The 23,096-nt window shown below is 38.8% G+C and carries 10 protein-coding genes; 6 read left to right on the top strand and 4 right to left on the bottom strand.

The window, feature by feature from the left end; genetic code table 11:
- Positions 1-3 precede the first annotated feature (3 nt).
- From H6G96_RS08880 to H6G96_RS08870, 3 genes are all read right to left on the bottom strand, one after another.
- Complete coding sequence (locus tag H6G96_RS08880) at positions 4-1,092, bottom strand: LLM class flavin-dependent oxidoreductase (RefSeq protein WP_190911117.1); 1,089 nt, start codon at positions 1,090-1,092, stop codon at positions 4-6.
- 92 nt (positions 1,093-1,184) lie between these two features.
- Positions 1,185-5,756 carry a type I polyketide synthase gene (locus H6G96_RS08875; RefSeq protein ID WP_190911116.1) on the bottom strand — a complete coding sequence of 1,524 codons (4,572 nt, stop codon included), beginning with the start codon at positions 5,754-5,756 and terminating at the stop codon, positions 1,185-1,187.
- Between the two features lie 24 nt (positions 5,757-5,780).
- On the bottom strand, positions 5,781-11,156 hold the full coding sequence (locus H6G96_RS08870) for a non-ribosomal peptide synthetase (RefSeq protein WP_190911115.1): 5,376 nt from the start codon (positions 11,154-11,156) through the stop codon (positions 5,781-5,783).
- Between the two features lie 654 nt (positions 11,157-11,810).
- Between H6G96_RS08870 and H6G96_RS08865 the strand changes: the two genes are divergently transcribed.
- The 6 genes from H6G96_RS08865 (at position 11,811) to H6G96_RS08840 (ending at position 21,170) form a co-directional block, all read left to right on the top strand.
- Positions 11,811-14,513 carry a TonB-dependent receptor gene (locus tag H6G96_RS08865; RefSeq protein WP_190911114.1) on the top strand — a complete coding sequence of 901 codons (2,703 nt, stop codon included), beginning with the start codon at positions 11,811-11,813 and terminating at the stop codon, positions 14,511-14,513.
- A 100-nt stretch (positions 14,514-14,613) separates the two neighbouring features.
- Entirely contained in the window at positions 14,614-15,603 is a 990-nt protein-coding gene (locus tag H6G96_RS08860; protein WP_190911113.1) for an iron-siderophore ABC transporter substrate-binding protein, read from the top strand.
- Between the two features lie 293 nt (positions 15,604-15,896).
- Entirely contained in the window at positions 15,897-16,910 is a 1,014-nt protein-coding gene (locus tag H6G96_RS08855) for an AraC family transcriptional regulator (RefSeq protein WP_190911112.1), read from the top strand.
- Positions 16,911-17,085: 175 nt separating this feature from the next.
- Complete coding sequence (locus H6G96_RS08850) at positions 17,086-19,662, top strand: TonB-dependent receptor (protein ID WP_190911111.1); 2,577 nt, start codon at positions 17,086-17,088, stop codon at positions 19,660-19,662.
- Positions 19,663-19,700: 38 nt separating this feature from the next.
- Positions 19,701-20,702 (top strand): iron-siderophore ABC transporter substrate-binding protein, encoded by a 1,002-nt coding sequence (locus tag H6G96_RS08845; protein ID WP_190911110.1) that lies wholly within the window; start codon positions 19,701-19,703, stop codon positions 20,700-20,702.
- A 78-nt stretch (positions 20,703-20,780) separates the two neighbouring features.
- Positions 20,781-21,170: a DUF1636 domain-containing protein gene (locus tag H6G96_RS08840; RefSeq protein WP_190911109.1), complete on the top strand. Its 390-nt coding sequence runs from the start codon at positions 20,781-20,783 to the stop codon at positions 21,168-21,170.
- A gap of 9 nt (positions 21,171-21,179) precedes the next feature.
- Here the strand turns inward: H6G96_RS08840 and H6G96_RS08835 are convergent, their stop codons facing one another.
- The gene (locus H6G96_RS08835) at positions 21,180-23,027 is read right to left on the bottom strand and encodes an ABC transporter ATP-binding protein (protein ID WP_190911108.1); all 1,848 of its coding nucleotides are present in this window, start codon (positions 23,025-23,027) and stop codon (positions 21,180-21,182) included.
- Between the last annotated feature and the right edge of the window lie 69 nt (positions 23,028-23,096).

The raw sequence follows: 23,096 nt of genomic DNA, 5'->3' as shown, positions 1-23,096 counted from the left end.
TAATCATCCAAATAAACTTAAAGTTGAATATTTACTTGTATCTTTTTTTATTTGATAGTTTTGCTGAAAGTCTGTTAGCTTCTTTAAGCTTGTCATAACTGTATCAAAATATAGACCAAAATCAACCAGACAAGCTATTTCATCTACACCAATTTCTTTAAGCTTTGCAATTGTTTGACGACAGCTTTCTGGCGTACCGATTAAAACTCTACCTTGTTGAAAATATCGCTCAAAAGCAAACTCTAAAAGCTGTTGTCGGTCTTCTTCGGTAAAATTTTCAGGATTAAATTGAAAGTTGATACGTTTAGCTAAGTTTTCAACTAAGCCAAAATGAGTTTTGAGATAATTGCAAAAAGGCTGTTTTACTTGTTGCTTAACTAATTGTTCATTATCTCCTATATAAGTATGCATCATCAAAGACACTTTGCAACTTTTTGGATCATGTCCATGTTGAGCCAAAGTACGACGATAAAGAGATATTTGTTGAGCTAAATCATCAATAGTGGCATACAACAAAGAGGTTAAAACATTAGTGCCTATTTTACCTGCACCAATAAATGTAGCGTCTGCTTGACAAGTAATCCAAATTGGTACTTGAGATTGTATCGGTCGAGGAAATGTTTTTATCTCAACTTTATTGCCTGAACCGTTAACAAACTCAATTGCTTCACCCTGCCAAAGTTTCTGCATAATTTCAATGTCACGCCACATAACTTCTTTACGTTCAGCATAATTTTCTGGACGTAATAGAAAATCATCGGCGTGCCAACCAGGTGCAAAACAAAGTCCAACTCTACCACCGGATAAGTTATCAACTACTGCCCATTCTTCAGCTACTCTGACAGGATGCTGTAATGGCATCACAATACTGCCTGATCTGAGTTGAATTTTATCTGTCACCATTGCTAAAGCTGCACTAATTACCGATGGATTGGGATACAAACCCCCGAAAGGATGAAAATGGCGTTCGGGAGTCCATACTGCTGAAAACCCATGTTTATCGGCTAGTTTAGCTGTTTCTATCAAGAGTTTATATTTTTCTGATTCGGTTGTTGAGCCATCGCCAGAAAAGTAGAGGATACTGAATTCCATATTTTTATGAAAGTTTCGTGCATAGATGCGGAGCGGCTTCCCGCAGGGTAGGAGCAGAGACGCAAAGAAGGAGATACAAAATTAAAATTGATTTAACTAACTGGCGATTTTTGGACTATTTGTCTTTGGAGTTCTTCAATGGATAGATTTTCCACTTCTGCTAATAGTTTTGTGATTTCATCAAGTTCTTCTGATTGTGGTTGTTTCTCGGCAATAACATTAGCTAATTCACTAACAGTTGGCGCATCAAAGAGAAGGGTACGTAGTGGTAATTCGACTTGAAAAGCTTCTCGGAGACGAGAAATAGTTTGGACTGCCAGTAAAGAATGTCCACCTAATTCAAAGAAGTTATCATGAATCCCTACTTTTTCAATTCCAATGAGTTCTTGCCAGATATTGGCAATAGTTTGTTCAATTTCATTGCTAGGAGCTACATAAGTATTTTCTTGCAGAGTTCGTGAATGTCTGCTGGCAGATACTTGATAAGAATTTACTGGCTTTTGAGCTAATGATAAAGATAAAGCTAATTGATTGAGTTGCTCAATTCCTACCTGTAAATCTTGCGTAGAAACTATAACTTGAGGTAAAGAGGTTGCCAAAATTCGGTTAAAGCAATCTGCTCCTTCTGCTGGCAGAATAGCATTTTTTAAACTTTCTTCACGCCAGTTTTTGATTTCATCAGGAACACTAGTATTAACTGCCATCCCAACTTGTCGCCAAGCGTCCCAGTTAATAGCAACTGTAAATCTGTTATTTGTTGCTGTATTCCAATGAGCAAAGGCATCTAAAAAGCTATTTGCAGCACAATAGTCTACCTGCCCAAATCCTCCTTGGATTGAACTTAATGATGAACAAAGAACTAAGAAGTCTAAATTGATGTGTTTGAGAACATTATTTAGAATTATTGTTCCTTGAATTTTAGGTGCAAAAACTTTTTCAGCAGTCTCTGGTATTTTTAGTTGAATCATCCCTGCACCAGCAATACCAGCAGTATGGATGACACCATTAATTGTACCAAAACGTTTTAAAGATTGCGCGATCGCACTCTGCATTTGTTCCTCATTAGTCACATCAGCAGCCAGTACCAATACTTCTGCACCGAATGCTTCTAATTGTTTGATTTTGTCGTTATCAGATGGGAAAGAACGTCCTAATAAAACGAGTTTGGCTTGTACAGTTTTAGCCAGATATTCAGCCAAAACTAAGCCAATACCTCCCATACCGCCTGTAATTAGGTATACTCCAGCTTTTTGCAACCGAATTTTATCTTCGGTAGCCGCTTCTAATGCAACAGGCTCAAATGTTTGTACCCACCGGTAATTATTCCGATAGGCAATTATTGAATCTTCTGATTCTGATGTTAATTCTGCCAATAGCTGCTCTAGAATATCTTCGCTTGTTGATGTAGGTAGTAAAACATCAACCAGACGACAACTGATGTTCTGATATTCTTGAGGAATTACTTTACACGCACCTATTATAGTTGTTTTTTCAGGATATAATTCTTCATTTCCTCCTATGTCATACAGATGATTAGCAATAACACAAAGTTGAAGCGCATCACTTATCTGTTGTTGTCCAATCGCTTGTGCTAGGTAAACAAGACTGTAGAAACCTAAATTTTGGGTTGTTTCCCAAGATAAAGTTTGTGGGGTAAGACTCCATAAGTGGGTAATTGTATTGGGAGTTTTTTCTTGTTTCCGTAACTGTTGTAGTAAGTTTTGATAATCATCCGCTTCAGCCGGATTGATAGCGTATGTATTGGTATCAAGTTGAGCAAATTTTTCTCCTACTTTGACAGTAATTACATCTTGCCCAAGTTGTTGTAATCGTTGAGCAAGTTGTAAACCTACGCCATATTCATCTACAAAAATTAGAGAATAATCAGAGGTAATATCTTTTGTTTTGACGAGGGGAACTCGTTTCCAAGAAGGAATATAAAACCAGTTACTAATGTTAGGTTTTTTACCCTGCTTGCTTTCAATATCAGATACTTGAGTTTGTATTTCTGGCTCAATCCAATAACGCTGACGTTCAAACGGATAAGTCGGTAAAGGTACGCGGTAACGCTGTTCATGGGTATAAAAACCAGACCAATTTATCTCAACTCCTGCTAGCCAAAGCCGTCCTAAAATGTTAAGTAAGAAATTAACATCTGATTTTTCATCTTGGGGATGACGTAAGGAAGGTAATACAACTTGTCCGGCTGCTTGTTGGGTGTGTTGTTTGACAAGAGTACATAAAGTTCTTCCTGGCCCTACTTCTAAGAGTATGCGATCGCCTGGGGCGCAGCGTAGCTGTTCGCTTTCTTGCAGCAAAACTGATAAACCATCTGAAAACTGTACTGTTTGACGTAAATGCTGCGCCCAATAATCTAGAGATGTTGCTTCATGTGCTGAAATCCAAGTACCCGTCAAATTAGAAATAAAGGGAATTTGAGGAGGATTAAGTTTGACTTTTTTCAGTTCCGCTATGAATGGTTCTAACATCGGTTCCATCATTTGGGAGTGAAAAGCATGAGAAGTATGCAAACTGCGACACTCTATGCCCTTGGCTGTCAGCTTTTCAGCAATCTTTTCTACTGCATCATAGCTTCCAGAAACCACACACAAAGAAGGTGCATTACTAGCGGCTAAAGCTAAATCTTCATTAAGGAAAGTTTTAACCTCTGCTGCTGATGCAGAAACAGAAAGCATTGCACCGGTGGGCATCTGGTGCATCAGTCGCCCACGTACAGCAACCAAAGTTAACGCATCTTCCAACGACATTACACCAGCAAGACAAGCGGCTACATATTCCCCTATACTGTGGCCAATCATCGCTTGCGGTGAGATACCCCAAGACATCCACAGTTGAGCCAAAGCATACTCAATTACAAATAATGCTGGTTGTGCTAAGGATGTCTGCTTGAGTTGTTCTGTTACTTCTTTTTCAGACTCGTGTGGATAAATAACTGAACGTAAATCTAACCCTAAATGCGGTTTGAGTAGCAAACAACAACGATCCACCTGTTCCCGGAATCTAGGCTCAGTCTGGTAAAGTTCTTTACCCATTCCCACATACTGAGCGCCTTGCCCAGGAAACATGAAGGTAATAGAGCGTTGAGTTGGTTCCTGAAAGTGAGTTAATACTTGTTGGGGATCTACAGTTTCTAAGGCGTTTATTGCTTCTTGAGTACTTTGACAAACCACAACACGGCGATAATCAAATACCCCACGCCCTACTTGCAATGTGTAAGCTACATCTGCCAAATTCAACTCAGGATGCTGTCTGAGGTGTTGAGCAAAATTCTTAGTCGCAGTTTCTAAAGCCGAATCAGTTTTCGCTGAAAGTACTAACAACTGATAATCTCTCTTTTGCTTCTCCACTCTCGTCACAGAAGGAGCTTCTTCTAGAATGACATGAGCATTAGTCCCACCAATACCTAGAGAACTAACTCCAGCACGACGTGGTGTAGAAGTTGCACTCCATTCAGTCAGCTTCGTATTGACGTAGAAAGGACTATTAGCAAAATCAATTTCTGGATTGGGTTGTTCAAAATTTAGGCTGGGAGGAATCAACTTATGTTGCAAAGCCAAAGCGGTTTTAATTAAACCTGTCACACCAGCAGCAGCGTCTAGATGTCCAATATTTGTTTTAACAGAACCAATCGCACAGAAACCTTTTTTCTCAGTTTCAGCCCGAAAAACATTTGTCAACGCAGCGATTTCTATAGGATCCCCTAAAGCTGTTCCTGTTCCATGAGTTTCGATATAGGTGATTGTTTCAGGTTCAATATCAGCCAGGGCTATTGCTTCTGCGATCGCTTCTGCTTGTCCGTTAACACTAGGCGCTGTATAGCCCACTTTACCGGAACCATCGTTATTGATGGCACTACCTTTAATTACAGCATAGATATGATCACCATCTGCAATCGCATCTGATAACCGCTTTAACAACACCACTCCTACACCGTTACCAATAATTGTCCCTTTTGCTTTGGCATCAAAGGCGCGACAATGACCATCAGGTGATAGAATTCCCCCTTCTTGATGTAAATACCCTGTTTTTTGCGGTACACGAATCGAAGCCCCACCAGCCAAAGCCATATCGCATTGATAATTTAGTAAGCTTTGGCAAGCTAAAGCAGTTGCTACTAAAGAAGTAGAACAAGCCGTTTGTATTGTGAGACTCGGCCCAGTCAGATTTAACTTGTAGGAAACGCGAGTAGATAAAAAATCTTTATCAATACCAATTAGCTTTTGAAAACTATGTGCTGAACCAATTTGGTCATGATTTAAGTTAAAAGTTAAATAATTATTTAAACTAGCGCCTGCATAAACCCCAATTCGACTGTCACATCTTTGAGCGTCATAACCAGCATTTTCCAACGCTTCCCAAGCACATTCTAAAAATAAACGATGTTGCGGATCAGTCATCTCTGCTTCTTTAGGATTCAAGCCAAAGAAACCAGCATCAAATAAATCTATATCTTTTAAGACAGCACCCGCTTTTATATAGTTAGGATTCTTGAGTAATGATGGATCTACTCCAGCAGCAATTAATTCTTTATCACTGAATTGAGAAATTGCCTCAACTCCATCACATAAATTTTCCCAAAACTCCGTAATATTTTTGGTTCCAGGGAAACGCCCAGCCAAGCCGATAATGGCAATACTTTCCATAACTAACTGCAATTACCTTTTAAATTAATTTAGATTCTTCCGTTGTTTCATTAATACTTGATTGCGTTGATTCAGAGCTTCTCTTTGTTTACCCACTCTTTCGCGCATTTTCTCTAAATTTGTTGTTGCCAATAAGGATTTTTGGCTTAAATGTTCTGCCAGTGACTTAATAGTTGGATTCTGAAAAATTTCTACAACTGATAAATCTCGATGCAAAATCTCTCGTAATTTGTTGTTTACCTGCACAATCAGTAAAGAATGCCCACCAAGGTCAAAAAAATTATCATGAATACCTACTTTTTCTAGCTGTAGTACCTGCTTCCAAACCTTAGCTATTGATTTTTCTATTTCAGATTTAGGAGCCTGATAATTAACTGATAAATCTGGATTCTCCGGTACAGGTAAAGCATGACGATCAACTTTGCCGTTAGGAGTTAAAGGTAACACTTCTAACATTACAAAAGCGGCAGGAACCATATATTCAGGTAGTTTTCCCTTGAGAAAATGCCGTAATTCATTTACTGAAATTTCCGCTTTTTGCTCAGGAACTACGTAAGCAGCTAGACGACGTTCATTTACAATATCTTCTCTAAGAATAACTACTGTTTCTCTTAGTTTTGGATGTTGTGCTAAGGCTGCTTCTATTTCTCCTAGTTCAATCCGGAAACCACGAATTTTAACTTGGTGGTCAATTCTGCCCAGATATTCAATATTACCATCACAGTGATAACGTGCTAAATCTCCTGTTTTGTAAAGGCTTTTTTCTGGGTCAAAAGGACTGATAATAAACTTTTCACGAGTCAATTCAGGTCTATTTAAGTAGCCTCTTGCTACACCTGCACCACCTATATAAAGTTCTCCTATTACGCCAATAGGAACTGGTTGCAAATGCTTATCTAAAATATAAAGTTGAGTATTGGCTATGGGACGGCCAATCAGAATTTTGCCTGATAAGGAGGTTTGATTGTCTACTTCGTAAACACAACATCCCACCACGGTTTCTGTAGGGCCATATTCATTTATCAGTCTGGTACTAGGTGCATGATTCCGCCAGAAATCAATGTGATTGGCTGATAAAGCTTCTCCTCCGATAATTAAGGCTCTCGTTTGATTCTCTAATTGCTCAGTCGGTAATAATTGACTGAGAATATCCAAATGCGCTGGAGTTATCTTGACAAGACTAAAATTCTTCTGAGAACATAATACGCTTTTGAGAGCATCTATTTCTGCTTGTTCTGGCAAGAGTAATACTTGTTTCCCTACTAATAAGGGAGAAAATAAGCTGGTAATAGTTGCATCAAATCCAATTGAAGAGTTAACCGGAGCGCCAGATCCCTCTGCTACTGCGTAAGTTTTGGTACACCAACTCAAATAATTGACTAGCCCTTGATGGATAATGAGTGTTCCCTTGGGTTTACCAGTAGAGCCAGAAGTATATATTACATACACTAGGTTTTCTGGCTGAACTTTACTCACACAATTATCTTGACTCTCATGAGCGATCGCCCCCCAATCAACATCCAAGCATACAACACTTCCATGATGCTGAGGAAGCCTTTCTATTAATCGTTTTTGAGTAAGTAGTACGGACACTTGCGAATCTGACAACATAAATGCCAATCGCTCTTGTGGATATGTCGGATCTATTGGTACGTAAGCTCCGCCTGCTTTCAGAATTCCTAGCAGCCCAACTATCATATCTATAGAACGCTCTAAACATAAACCCACCAACTTTTCTGGTTCTACACCTAATTTTTGTAAGTAGTGTGCTAATTGATTGGCACGGGTATTTAACTCTCTATAGGTTAGCTGCTGATTTCCAAAGACTACTGCTACAGCATCAGGGTTTCGCTTTACTTGCTCTTCAAAAAGTTGATGGATACACTTGTCTTGAGGATATTCAGTTTTAGTATTGTTCCACTCTATTAGCAACTGGTGTTGCTCTTGCTCTGTCAGTAGGTGCAACTGAGAAATTTTTTGCTGTGGTTTTGCAACTATACTCTCCAGCAAAGTTTGGAAATGCGCCAATAGGCGGTTAATTGTGTCTGGATTGAATATGTCAGTACTGTACTCTATAAATCCTGTTAATCCTTCTTCGCTATCGATCATCGATAAGCAAATATCAAACTTGGCTGTTCCTGTCTCAAGTTCCTCAGTTTTCCAGATGCTGTTTGCCGCAGGATTATGAAGCACAAACATCACCTGGAACAATGGGTTATAGCTTAAATCTCGATTTGGTTGTAATGCTTCTACTAGCTTCTCAAAGGGTAAATCTTGATGAGTATAAGCATCAATTCCTACCTTTCGCACTCGTCCCAACAATTCTGTAAATGTGGGATTTCCTTCTAAATTAGTACGCAACACTAAAGTATTGACAAAACAACCAATTAACTGATCTAGTTCAGCACGGTTGCGGTTAGCTATGGGTGAACCAACAAGAATGTCTTCTTGACCTGTGTAGCGGTAAAGCAAAGTCTGAAACGCTGCTAACAAGGTCATAAATAAAGTAACACCTTCCCGTTGACTTAACTGTTTGATGGACTCAGTTAAAGCTTTGGAAAATACAAACTTTTGCTGCTTTCCCCTAAAAGTCTGTATTGGCGGTCTGGGACGAGCAGTAGGTAGTTGCAGTACAGGCAGATTTCCGCCTAACTGCTGCTTCCAATAAGCTAAATGCTTGTCTATAACTTCACCTTGCAACCAATTTCGTTGCCAATACACAAAATCTGTGTACTGTAAAGGAAGCTGAGGTAGTTGAGAGAGTCTACCAGCAGAAAGAGCTTGATAAATTGCAGATAATTCTTGAACTAGTATCTTGATTGACCAACCATCGCCAACCAAATGATGCAATGTCAAAATTAATATTGATTGTTCTGCTTGCAAGTGCAGCAGTTTTGCCCGCAATAAAGGTGCTTGTCCTAAGTCAAAAGATGACTGAGCATCTTGCAAGGATAACTTTTGTAGTTCAGTCTGTTGTTGTTCGTCAGTTAAATGACGCAAATCAATTTCTGGTAAACTGAATGCGATCGCGGAGCGTGCGTTAAGCGCGATCGCATCTGCAACTTTTTGAATCGGTTCACCATTCACCACCTCAAAGCTGGTTCGTAAGATGTCGTGTCTTTGAATAATTTCGCTGAGGCTGCGAACCAACGCAGGCACATTCAACTTTCCTGTCAGATGAATAGCTACAGGAATATTATATGTAGCTGTCCCAGGTTGCAGTTGATTGATAAACCACAACTGCTGTTGAGTAAAGGTCAGTGGATGTTGGCTAGTGGCTGTCTCTACTTTAGAGATGGGCAGATACACACTAGTCAAATTCCTATTAACTTGGTCTAATATTTGGGTTGTTAACTCAGCAATACCAGCACCATCAAAGAAGTCGGCTACAGATATAGTTACCCCAAAATCAACCTCAATCAGGTTTTTTAATTCAAAAACTTTCAGGGAGTCTAGACCCAAACTACTCAAAGGTTGCTCTAGCGCTATCTGAGAAGGTGTTACCTTTAGAACTCGTGCTACTAGCTTTTGTAAATAAGAGTTTAATAACTGCTGTCGTTGTTCTGCTTCTACTGCAAGTAATTCTGTGCGTGTCAGACAATCTTCTGCTTGCGTTGTCTGGGTAATTTCTAAGATACTACTACCAACAACCTCTAATGTACCTGCCAAAAATCCGGCTTTGCTAGCTCGACGCTGAATTTTACCACTAGAAGTTTTGGGAATCGTGCCGGCTTTGATTAAAACAACTGCATAAACTTGTACTTCATGTTCTTCTGTAATTGCTTGGCGAATAGCGGCAGTAACTTCATCTATATTAGGTTTGGCACGAAACTCTAATTCTTGTACAACTACGAGACGTTCTTCTTTTTCTACCTCTACAGCAAAGGCTGCAACACTTCCTGAACGTAATGCGTTATGGCTGCGTTCTGCGGTTAGTTCAATGTCTTGTGGGTAGAGATTACGTCCCCTGATGATAATTAAATCTTTAACTCGTCCGGTAATAAAGAGTTCGCCATTGTGCAGAAAGCCTAAATCTCCAGTCCGTAAAAATGGCCCTGACGCTCGGTTAACTCCCGTATCTTGGAGGTAAGCGTGGAAAGTTTGCTCTGTTTCTTCTGGTCGGTTCCAGTAACCATGACCAATACTCGGGCCTGACACCCAGATTTCCCCAACTTCATCGGGATCACAGCGAGTTAAGGTTTCTGGATTAGCAATTACAATATGCTGTTGTGGTACAACTTGACCACAACTAACTAATGCTGTTGAATTTTCTTCATTGGTAGCTGCATCAACTATATGATTGCTTTCTAAAGCAGTTTTTTGTAAAGTTTTCGTTGTTACTAAAGCATTTTTGCCACTACCAGATACCATCAATGTAGCTTCTGCCATGCCATAGCATGGGTAAAAGGCTTCTGGACGAAAACCACACTCAGCGAAGGTAGCTGCAAACCTCTCTAGAGTCTCCTGACGAATTGGTTCAGCGCCATTAAAAGCAACGCTCCAACTGCTTAAATCTAGGGTTGAGCGTTGTTCGGAGGTAATTTTTTCAATACAAAGTTCGTAAGCAAAGTTGGGAGCGCCACTAGTAGTCCCTCTATAACGAGAAATTGCTTCTAACCATCGATAGGGACGTTGAAGGAAAACAGCTGGCGGCATCATGATACAAGGAAATCCGCCATATAAAGGTTGTAGTACACCGCCAATCAGACCCATATCATGATAAATAGGCAGCCAGGTGACAAATTTACTACTGGAAGAATGTTCCATATATTGACGAGTCACGACAGCATTATGTAGCAGGTTGCCATGACTGAGCATTACACCTTTGGGTGTGCCGGTAGAACCAGAAGTATATTGCAGAAACGCCAGTGTGTCTGTATTGATCGGAGGCTCTTGCCAACCCTCTTCTATATCAGGAGCGAGGTTATTAGTGGCTAGCCAATGAATATTATCTATATCAAATTTATCGGCAAACAAAGATTGCACCTGAGACACAATGGCGGCTGTCGTCAAGATTATTGCCGCTTGTGAATCTTCTAGAATCGCTAAAATTCTGGGGGTGTTGCGTTGGTTGCGTGGTGGATAGGCCGGAACCGCTACAACGCCTGCATACAGACACCCGAAAAAGGCGGCAAGATATTCTAAACCTGGGGGATAAAGTAGTAACGCACGCTCTCCACTTAAACCTAAGCTTTGCAGTTGAGATGCGATCGCTCGGCTACTTCTATCTAGCTCTTGATAAGTGAGGCGATCGCTTTCTGTTTCCCCATCGGCTAAGAATGTGTAACTCAGTTGTTTAGCCTGTTGGCTACTCCTATAACGTAAAAGTTCAACAAGAGTAGAAAATTCGCAAATGCCTTCAAAGGCATTACTGCTCTGAGTATTCTGATGTTCAGGCATTTAGATGCACACCTAATTCTGGAATGTAACTGTCATACGTGGTTTAGCTGAAAACTGTACTAGCGGCTAACTTCTAGGCTTCTTGAGCAAATCAGATTCGCGTACAGTCTTGGGTAATGGGTAGTTTAGCGATCGTTAGAGTTCATAAATAAGAATCTTACACACAGTCTTGCAATTTATTCTCAATATTATTCATATCACATTAACGCAAATGATTCTCTTTTAATTTTTATTTTTGCTGAATCCTATTAAATTTTTACGCTAGTCACCCCTTCTTTTTAGAAAAAGATAATTCTTAAGATAGATGTCTTATACTTGCTGTTGATCAGTAAATTGCTTTCCAGCCATAGACATGGCACTACAAGATCCATGAAAACTCTAAATTTTCCCTAAAATTATTAAGGGAAGCATCTTGTCTTAATTACTTGCTAAATACTGGTATAGTAAACTACATAAACTAGAAGTCCATATAACTAGGATAACTTGTCGAGATTTATTGACATAAGTATGCAAAAAATATGTATCTTTTAACTGATTTTTGATAATGTAATAGTCTAATCTTGATAAGACTAGTGCTAATAAATTTTAGTAAGCATCTAGAAAATCAATTATATCAAGGTATTAACAGCTTATTAACCGTGTGTGAGGAAATAGATGAAACCAGTGCTGTTATTTAAAAGCTTGTTACTTACAGGCTCATTTGCTTTATTGTTAGCAACTCCCGCTTGGAGTGAAGAAGTACAACTTCCTAAAAAACAGCAAGAAACAACTTCTAATGATCAAGAGGCGATTTCTAAAAAAACTACAACTCAACGCTATAGCCTTGTAAAAAAGACATTACACCACAGAATCAAAAGTACTCAAAAGCTAGTTCAAGCACCAGAAATTATCCAAGTTACCGGGGTCAAAGTTAACTCAGTCGCTAAACAACTGGAGATAATTTTAGAAACCGCTCAAGGAAATCAGCTGCAACCTTTGAGTAAAAGCGAGGGAAATAATTTTATTGCAGATATTCCCAATGCTCAATTGCGTCTATCTACTGGTGGTGCATTTAGTCAAGAAAAACCGTTTACAGGAATTACAGCAATCACTGTGACGAACCTGGATGCGAATACGATCCGGGTGACAGTGATCGGTGAAACTGGTGCGCCAACAGTCGAGTTGTTTGATGGTGATGAGGGCTTAATTTTTGGGGTGACAACAACAGCATCCACTACTAGCCAGGCTCCGCCAGCACAACAACCTCCTACTGAGACACCACAAACACCACAGACACCAACAACTGAAACGCCTTCAGAACAAGCCACAGATCAGACACCTGAGAATGAAGAACCAATTGAATTGGTTGTGACAGGTGAACAAGATGCATATCGGGCACCAGAAGCATCAGGGGCCACTAGAACCGATACCCCAATTCGTGATATTCCCCAGTCGATTCAGGTAATTCCTAGACAAGTTCTAAAAGACCAACAAGTTATTAGGCTGACAGACGCAATTCGTAACGTTAGTGGTGCTGTAGAAGGCGACAGTTTTGCAGGGACAATTGACAATTTTAATATTAGGGGTTTTAATTTTACTTCTACTTTCCGAGATGGTTTTAGAGAAGCTGGCGGTACATTGCGAGAACTTGCCAATATCGAACAAATAGAAGTCATCAAAGGGCCAGCTTCTGTGTTATATGGAAATGCTGAACCAGGAGGAATCATTAATTTAGTCACGAAAAGACCTTTAAGTACGCCCTATTATTCAGCTGATTTCTCTGTAGGTAGCTTTAACTACTATCGTCCCACTATTGATTTATCTGGCCCTCTCGATCCAGACAAAACATTATTGTATCGACTGAATATTGCTTATGAAAATGCTGGTAGTTTTCGAGATTTTGGCAATAGTGAGCGATTTTTCTTTGGCCCCACATTTGATTGGAAAATTAGCGATCGCACTAACTTACTATTTGATGTAAGCTATGTTAACGATGAGCGGACATTTGATCAGGGCTTGGTTGCTTTTGGTCGAGGAATTGCTGATATTCCCACTAGCAGATTTTTAGGTGAACCAGGAGATAGGCGCGAAGTAGAAGAGGTAAATGTTGGCTATCGTCTGGAGCATCGTTTCAATGAAAATTTAACACTCCGAAATGCATTTCGATACACTTCAAATGATAGCTTTGATTACCGCGCTCAACCTTTAAACCTCGATGAGGGAACTGGTGAATTATCGCGTAACTTTCGATCCAACGATGACTACACTGAAAGGTACTCTTTACAAACAGATGTTGTTAGTAAATTCACGACGGGTTCAATCCAACACACACTTTTAGTTGGACTTGATCTCGCCAGAGAAAAGAGTGATGGTTCACAGAGGCGATTTGAAGGATTAACTCCATCTATAGACATCTTTAACCCAGTTTACAACCTTATCTCAAGGCCAGGTCTTTCAGAACTCACAAATGCAGTTAGAGATGGTAACTCCAAAACAGAGACATTGGGCATTTATTTGCAAGACCAGATAGCATTTTCAGACAATTTTAAGCTGCTGATAGGTGGGCGTTTTGATACTGTAGATCAAAACCAGTTCGATAGACTATCAAATACCCCTAGTAGTCAGTATGATGAAGCCTTCACTCCGCGAATTGGTATTGTATATCAGCCAATTGAACCAATTTCACTCTATGCCAGTTATAGTCGCTCGTTTGCACCAAATTCTGCTCAACGTGCTGATAACACATTTTTGGAATCTGAACGCGGTACTCAATATGAAGTGGGTGTCAAAGTAGATTTAAATGATAAAGTTTCAGCAACTTTAGCAGCTTACGAAATTACCAAAACTAATATTGCTTCGCCAGATCCAAATAACCCTGATATCTTTAGCATTCCAATTGGGGAACAGAGAAGCCGAGGGATTGAACTAGATATATCTGGTGAAATACTACCTGGATGGAATATTATTGCTGCTTACGGTTATACAGATGCTGAAGTTACACAAAGTAGTGATTTACCTGGTGCTTTGAGAGTTGGTTCTAGAATTCCTAAAGTACCGGAACACAAAGCTAGTTTATGGACAACTTATCAATTTCTCCAAGGTAATTTGCAAGGTTTAGGTTTCGGTTTAGGGCTATTTTACCTTTCAGATAGAATAGGTGGTGATATTCCTACTAATCTAGCTGACGATACTTTCACATTACCTAGCTATCTGCGAACTGATGCCGCAGTTTATTACAAGCGTGATAACTGGAGAGCCGCCATCAATATCGAAAACCTGTTTGGCACGAGGTATTTTGAGTCATTCAACTTTGGCAGAAATACAGTGATTCCAGGCGCACCGTTTACTGTGATAGGGACAATTTCGTTTGAACTTTAGTTAACACTATGGGAGCCACTACGTTTGTCGCCATATTTATAGACGCGTAGAGGCTTTCTATTGCTTCATTCACAGTGTGAAGATAGAAGGAGGCCAAAGTATGAAAATCAAGCGCCCTATCAAACTGGTTTTACTAGGAATTGTTACTATTGCTTTACTTTGGGTAAGCCATATCTATCTTTTCCCAAATCAACAAGTTCAAGGTGACAATAACTCAGCTAGTTCTCAATTACCAGTAGCTACACGCGTAGTCAAACACACTTTGGGTGAAACAAGAATCCCTATCAAGCCACAGCGAATTATTGTATTAAATGATGTTGGTCTTTTAGATCCCGTGCTATCTCTTGGTGTCAAACCAATTGGTACAGTAAGTTTTTTTCCACAGTACGACTTTTTATTCCGTGGTGTAACTAATGAAGAAGCGGCTGGTATTGAGATAGTTGGTGATGGTAATCAGCCTAATTTGGAAAGAGTTATTTTGCTCAAACCCGATTTAATTTTGATGCGTGAATACCAGAAAAGTTTCTATAAACAATTATCAGCGATCGCACCTACAGTTGTCGTAGATTTGCCAGGTTTAAATTATTCTTTTAAAGAAAATCTCCGCTTTATTGCTCAAGTATTAGGTGAGAGTGAAAAGGCAGAACAAGTCATCGCTCAATACTACGAACGAGTTAAGAAGTTGCAAAATTTAATGGGTGAGCGCCTAAAAGAGATAGAAGTATCAGTGATTAATCTTTTTGGAGAAAGTCTCATCGCTACATATTCAGATAATGAAACTTATAATCAAGTTTTCCAAGACATTGGTATCAGACTCATACCTACACTAGTAAACCAAAAGGAAGATACTTTAGTATCGAGTATTGAGGTATTAAAAAATTACGATGCTGATATTCTATTTGTCATGAATGATACTCAAGAATTAACCCAATCCTTTTTTCAAAATCCTCTTTTAACTACGCTCAAAGCAGCAAAAAATAATCAAGTGTATGGAGTGCAAGTAGACAGATGGTGGACATTTGGCTTTTTTGGAGTCAATAAGCTACTTGATGACTTGTTTAAATATCTGGTTCAGTCATCATCTTTGTAAATATTCAACGCTCAGAATCCAGTTCAAGACGGATAGCTATGGTGAGTTCACAGCAATTGTTGTCTAAAATTGTAGGGTGCCTTAAAGCAGCGCGTAACGCACCTAAAAATATGGTGTGTTACGGCTAAATTAGACTTTCTCAAACCCTCAAATTCCTAAACAGCCGTAACACACCCTACTTAATATTTACTTTATAAATAACCTCTAAAAAACATAGTGCCCAAAATGAGAGATAATCTTAATAAAATTCAAACATATTGACTGTAGCTGTAAGATATTAATTGCTGATAACTATGACAATAGTTTTATATGACCAAGATTGGGAAGAAATATTAGACGAATATCAACAAAATCATCTGTGTGGTTCAAATCCCGATATTTATCAAAAATATATAGAAGCAAATACAAAATATTTTTATTGGCGGGAATTTTATATGCCGCTTCGCTCTGGTTTACATCTCAGAACTTATGAACTTAAACCTATAGATAATTTAATTGAAATTGCAGAGCATGGAAATGATACTAGCGTAACTTTAAGTTTTTTTATAAAAGGTAACTCTCAAACAATTTTACAAGGTCTAAATGATTCGGCAAATGAAATTGTAGGTAGTAATTATTTACAATCTTTACCAAATATTAAAGAAAGGGATAAGTATGTAGCAAATACGCAGGTTTTAAGAGTGCAAATTTGCCTTGAACCTGCAAAATTTTTTAGCGAGTTTGATGCTAATCAATTACAACAGCTTCCGCCTGAATTACAAATAGTGGCTGCTAATGGTGAAATACAACCTTATTATCGTCAGGGAATCACAACACCAGAAATGCAGATGGTTCTACAACAAATTTTAAATTGTCCTTTCCAAGGACTAATGAAACGGCTATATTTAGAAGCTAAGGCAATTGAGTTGATGACCTTTCAGTTTAGTCAATTTATAGAGACTAAATCATATTCTGATTCTAAACCATCTTTAAAAATTGATGATATTGACAGAATTCATCAAGCTAAAGAATTCATAATTCATAACTTCAAGAATCCACCTTCACTATTAGAATTATCCAGACAAGTAAAACTGAACGATTATAAGTTAAAGCAGGGTTTTCGCCAAGTTTTTGGAACAACAGTATTTGGTTATTTACACGATTATCGAATGCAGCAAGCATATATGCTGTTAACTAAAGAGAAAATGAAAGTTAAAGAAGCAGCACAAGCAGTTGGCTATGCTAGCCCTAGTTCGTTCAATTCTGCATTTAAGAAAAAATTTGGTGTCAACCCTAAAACATACCAAGTTAAAAAATACAAGGAATAAATTTTAAAATTTATCTGATCTCAGTTTCAGCAAAAAAATCCGTTTGGAAGAATAAAAAAATCCGTTTGGAACAATTTTTAGTCTTCAAATCTGCTTGGCGATCGCGGTACATTTATTGAGAAAGATTTTTACTTAATTTTTTTCGGTAAATTGCTCTGACTGGTGGGTGAGGAGAATGGTAAAGTTGCAACAACTGATTTGGATGGCGAGTTTGAGTTGGATTTTAGTTGCTATACCTGCAATTGGTGAGGAGATAACAAGCACTAGTACACAGAACAAAGCAGATAATCTTAACCCTACAAGTAAAGTTAAACCATTGCTAGCTCAATCACTAATTGTAATTCCAGATATCAAATTACAATCTACTGATAAAGGGCTTGATGTAATTTTAGAAACCAATCAAAGTGACAAGCTCCAACCGGTAGTAAAAAGTGAGGGCAACAATTACATTATAGATATACCCAACAGCCAATTGCGTCTATCTACTGGTGATACTTTTCGCCAAGAAAAACCAATTGCGGGAATTACGGAAATTACTGTTACAAACATAGATGCAAATACAATTCGCGTAACGCTGACGGGTGAAATTGGTGCGCCACAAGTTGAATTCTTTGACGGTGACGAGGGTTTAATTTTTGGGGTTGTACCAACTGTGACTACTACTCAAACACCAGCGCAACCAGAACAACAACCCAGTAGTGAAATTCAACCAGAACAACCATCAGCGCAAGAAGAACCAATCGAACTAGTGGTTACAGGTGAACAAGATGGATATCGTGTACCTAATGCCTCCTCTGCAACCAGAACTGACACTCCACTACGAGATATTCCTCAGACTATTCAAGTAGTTCCTGAAAAAGTCATTAGGGATCAAAAAGTCACCCGTTTAAGAGATGCGCTGCTTAATGTTGGTGGTGTAGTTCAAGATGGTGGGTTTGCTGGTACATCAGACCAAATTGGCATTCGGGGATTTTCAGGCGGAGGACTTTTTGGTGGAAATATTTTAGTTGATGGTTTTAAAGATGCAAGAGGTGGTATTAGAGAGACTGCAAACGTTGAACGCATAGAAGTCCTGAAAGGGCCAGCTTCTGTTTTATATGGTGGCGTTGAACCTGGAGGAGTGATTAACTTAGTTACAAAACAGCCTCTAAAAGACCCCTACTATAATGCTGAATTGTCACTAGGTAGTTTCTACACTTTTCGCCCTAGTATTGATTTTTCTGGCCCACTCAACCCCGATAGAACTCTGTCATATAGGCTAAATGCTGTTTATGAAAATTCAGATGGATTCCGTGATTTTAATCAAAATGTTCAACGATTTTTTGTTTCACCTAGTTTAAGATGGGAGCTGGGAAAAGCAACTAACTTAACGTTTCAATTCGACTATCTTAACGATGAACGTCCATTTGATCGAGGGTTTTTAGCTTTTGGTAATGGTATTCTTGATATTCCTTTGGAGCGTTTTTTAGGCGAACCAGATGATGTTAGAAGAGTTGAAGAAATAGGCTTCAGCTATCGATTAGAGCATAATTTCAATGAGAATTGGAAAATCCGTAATGCTTTTCGATATGCGAGTTCTGATACTTCTGATTATCGTGCTGAGCCTCTAGACTTCGATGAAACAACAGGTATTCTGTCACGGAACTTTAGATCCAATGATGACTATCAAGAAACTTATACCTTACAAACTGATTTAGTTGGTAAGTTTGCTACAGGCTCAATTAATCATACGCTCTTATTTGGGGTTGACTTAGTTAGAGCCACATCAGGGGGAACTCAGAAGCGATTACCAGCAGGACTTACACCAGATATTAATGTATTCAATCCAGTTTATAATCTCATACCCAGACCTGGTTTAGAAGAATTAACGGTAGTTGTACGTAATAACCAGGATACAAGCGATGGCCTAGGAGTTTTCTTGCAAGACCAAATCGCGTTCACAGATAATTTTAAATTAGTTGTGGGTGGACGATTGGATATTGTAGATCAAAATCGCAGAAGTTTCTTGGATGGTTCTGAATCCAATCAATACGATACAGCTTTCACCCCAAGGCTGGGTATTGTGTATCAACCTATTGAACCTATTTCTCTTTATGCTAGTTACAGCCAATCATTTCAACCGAATTCTGGTACAAGAACTGATGATTCATTCCTAGAGCCTGAACGGGGAACTCAGTACGAAGTTGGTGTAAAAGGTGAATTTTTGGATGGTAGATTAGCTGCTACTTTGGCAGCTTATCACATTACAAAATCAAACATTGCGACAACTGATCCAAATGATCCAGACTCCAGCATTCCTATAGGAGAACAACGCAACCAAGGTATTGAACTTAATGTTACAGGAGAAATTAGTCCTGGTTGGAATGTGATTGCATCTTATTCTTATATTGATGCCGAGATTACCGAAAATAATGATGGTTTGGCTGGAAATCGACCACCGAATGTCCCATTTAATACAGCAAGCTTATGGACAACTTATGAATTGCAGCGTGGTGATTTGCAAGGTTTAGGTTTTGGTGTAGGTTTATTTTATGTAGGCGATCGCCAAGGTGATACTGAGAATACCTATATCATCCCCAGCTATTTGAGAACAGACGCAGCAATCTACTATCAACGGGATAATTGGCGGGCTGGGATTAATATCCAAAATCTTTTTAATGAAAAATATTTTCAAGGAGCAAACTTTGGTAGAGTTGCCGTAGAACCCGGCGCACCATTAACGGTGATTGGTAGTTTTTCCGTGACATTTTAATTCTGAAGAAAATCAGATATGGGGTATGAGATTACATCATGAATGACAGTTATATCAAAATAAAAAGCCTGACTCGTCGGTGGCGATTTGGGATTGTCATATTTTGTACTTTACTGCTTGCAGTAGCTTGTCATCGTGATGGCTCTCTACCTGTTAATGATCAAAGCACAAATGCGGCGTGTCGTCAGATGGAACACGCTGCGGGAATCACCTGTATTCCAGAGAAATTTGAGAGACTGGTGACTCTAGATGATGGTGAAAATGCGATCGCACTAGGTATTAAACCTGTTGGTGCTGTGATCTCGGATTTTTCATCATATTGGCAGGATAAGCTAACAGGAGTAAAAAATATCGGGACAATTGGCGAACCTAACCTAGAAAGTATTCTCGTACTCAAACCAGATTTAATAGCTGGTTCTGACTATCAACAAGATATTTATCCTCTTACTTCAAAAATTGCTCCAACAGTTTTATGGAAATTTGAACACAGTGGTCAATGGAAAGAAGTATTTAAGAATATTAGTATGGTATTAGGTAAGAAAGAAGTTGGTCAAAAAGTAATGGCAGATTATTACCGTCGTCTTGCAGAATTTAAACAGAAAATGGGCAATAATCTGTCAAAAATTAAAGTTTCTGTAGTACGAGTTTATCCTAATAATATCAACCTATATTTACTTGATTCTTTCTGCGGGATAGTTTTGCAAGATGCTGGATTATCTCGCCCAGAATCTCAAAATTTCACGGCATCAGAGGCAAAAAAATTATTTGGTAATCAGATTCAAATGTCTATCGGTAATGAATTAATTGAAAAAGCAGATGGTGATGTTATATTTATATGGACGGGTGAAAATGATGCCAAAGGCAATCAAACAGCGCAAAAGAAATTAGAGCAGCTTAAATTAAGTCCTCTGTGGAAAAATTTAAAAGCTGTAAAAGAGAATAAAGTTTATTTAGTTCCGAGCTACTGGATTGGGAGTGGTATGTTAGCTGCCAACGCGATTATTGATGATTTATTTAAGTATCTAATTAACACACCTTGATTTATTCGGAAGTAGTCCGAACGTTGCCAATTTAGTGTTTTAACAATTGTTTAAATACTTTTTATAAAGTACCCAATTATGAAAGTTCATACTTTATTTGTTTGTAAATCGTGTAGTGCTGTTCTCGATCACGAAGAAGCAGACGATCGCGCCGAAGGAAATCAACTCTTACTGAAGCTGCTAGAGACTCAAAAAAATAATTCTGCTTACAGCACTCTCAATATAGAGCCTGTGGGATGTTTGTGGAGTTGCGTTAAAAAATATTCTTGTGCTGTCAGCTTTGTTTGTACACAAAAATATACATACCATTTTGTTGATCTAACGCAGGAAAGCATAACTGACTTGTTGCAATTCAGCCAGCTTTATCAAGAAAGCCAAGATGGGTATGTTTTACCGCCGAAACTACCTGGAACATTGCGATCGCATCTTTTAGTACGCATCCCTCCTACACCTGAGGCGATCGCTTAGTTGATATAGTCAAAAATTTAACTCTTGACCTTTGCTAATAATTTCATCTAACTTTCCTTGTGCTGCTATTTTACCTGCCTTTAGTAGAATGATTTGGTCGGCGCGACGTAAAACAGAACGCCGATGGGAAACCACAAGACAAGTTGGTATCCAATTTTCTTCTTCACTTGTATTATTAAATATCCGCGACCATAAAGCTAATTCTGTTTCTACATCCAAAGCACTAGAAAGGTCATCAAAAACCAGCAATTCTGGTTTGCGAACAAACATTCGAGCAGCTGCTAAACGTTGTAATTGTCCACCAGATAGTCTAACTCCTTTTGCTCCTACTAAAGTTTCCATTTTTTCGTTCATGGCAGCTAAATCTTGTTCAAACACAGACATTTTTAACGCCTTTTCGATTTCAGCATCATCTTTGTCTAAACCCAGTAAAATATTTTCTCTGAGGGTATAACTAAACAACTGGGGAATTTGAGGAGTATAGGCACTACGAGGTGGTACAAAGAAATTAACAGGGTCTTCTACTAGGCAGCCATTCCAATAAATAGCACCTGATTGCTTGGGTAATAATCCTAATAAAACTCGTAGTAGTGTAGTTTTACCAGAACCGATACGACCAGTAATGACAGTCAAACTACCGCGCTGTAGTTGAAAGCTGATGTCTGTTATTCCTTGGTTAGTACCGGGATATTGGTAAGTAAGGTTTGATATGGTTAATAATTGTAAGCGATCGCTCTCTTGCTTCTGTGGTTGCTCTAGGGGTGGAAGTGATTGTTTGCGATGGGCTGGGTTTCGCCGTAAGCGATCGCGCAGGTTATTCAGATAAAGTGAATTATTGGCTACTAAAACATCTGCTGTCACACCAGAAAGCAAAGCTGTCATCCGTTCAAAGGAGACTTCAGTTTGCTTGTACAATGCCATGAATCTCCCTAAAGAGTTGAAAAAGCCGGTGACAAAGGAGAGATTATAAATAAACAGAGCAAAATCACCTACAGTCAGTTTACTATTTTGACTCTGAATTAGCACAGAAGCTAGTAGCAAAATAAAACCTGTTCCTAGATTCACCATGTTTTGAAATACTGAATCTAATATGGCATTTAATAAACTATCCCTTACCATGACTTGGCGGCGTTTTTCGTTGAGAATTCGAAAATGATTTAGCACATCATTTTCTGCACCAGCTACTTTAATTGCTTGCACTGAACTAAAAATTTCGCCTAAAATTCCTGTCACCTTTTCTGTTGCTTGGCGGCTAGCTTTGCGGTATCGTTTGATGTAAGTTTCGGCTTTTTGAACAATTGCAATCATGCCAACTAAAGGCAGAAAAACAAACAAGGTCATTTGGACATTAACACTTAATAAAATCGCCAGACAAAGAACAGCAAATATTCCTTCTCCAAGCAGTTCTGATACCCATGCCACATTGTCTTCTATTTGTTGAGCATCCTCACGAAAGTAACTAATAACTTCACCTTGGGATACAGTTTTTTCTGCCTCGTTGTTAACAATCATAGGTTGAGCATTAGGATTGTTTAATAAGCGTTCTAACAGATTGCGTCGCAGCAGCGAACTCATGGTGAAACGATGCTGAGTTTTGGTTAAGCGCCCTGCAAATATTGTCCCAATGTGTCCTAAATTCAAAGCCAATAATAATGCAATCCAAGCTAAAGGTGTTAAACCAAATTGTGCTTTCCCTGTTAGGCTATCAAAGAATTCTCGGATAATTAACCCAGGAATTGCAGGCAAGCCCATAATTAAAATCCAGAAGCAGGTGTCAATTATGTAAAGTTTTGGCTTATAGCACATTAGGTTCCATAATAATTTCCAACCTTGTGCTTTTTTGGTTGCTGATAACATAATAGTTTGTAATTAGTAGTTCGTAATGACGCTCGTTCGCGCAGCGTGCCGTAGGCAAGACTCGCTAAT

This window comes from Nostoc sp. FACHB-892 (assembly GCF_014698795.1).
GTDB lineage: Bacteria > Cyanobacteriota > Cyanobacteriia > Cyanobacteriales > Nostocaceae > Nostoc.
The sequence above is the reverse complement of the archived record's forward strand: the minus strand, read 5'-3'. Positions and strand labels throughout refer to the sequence as shown.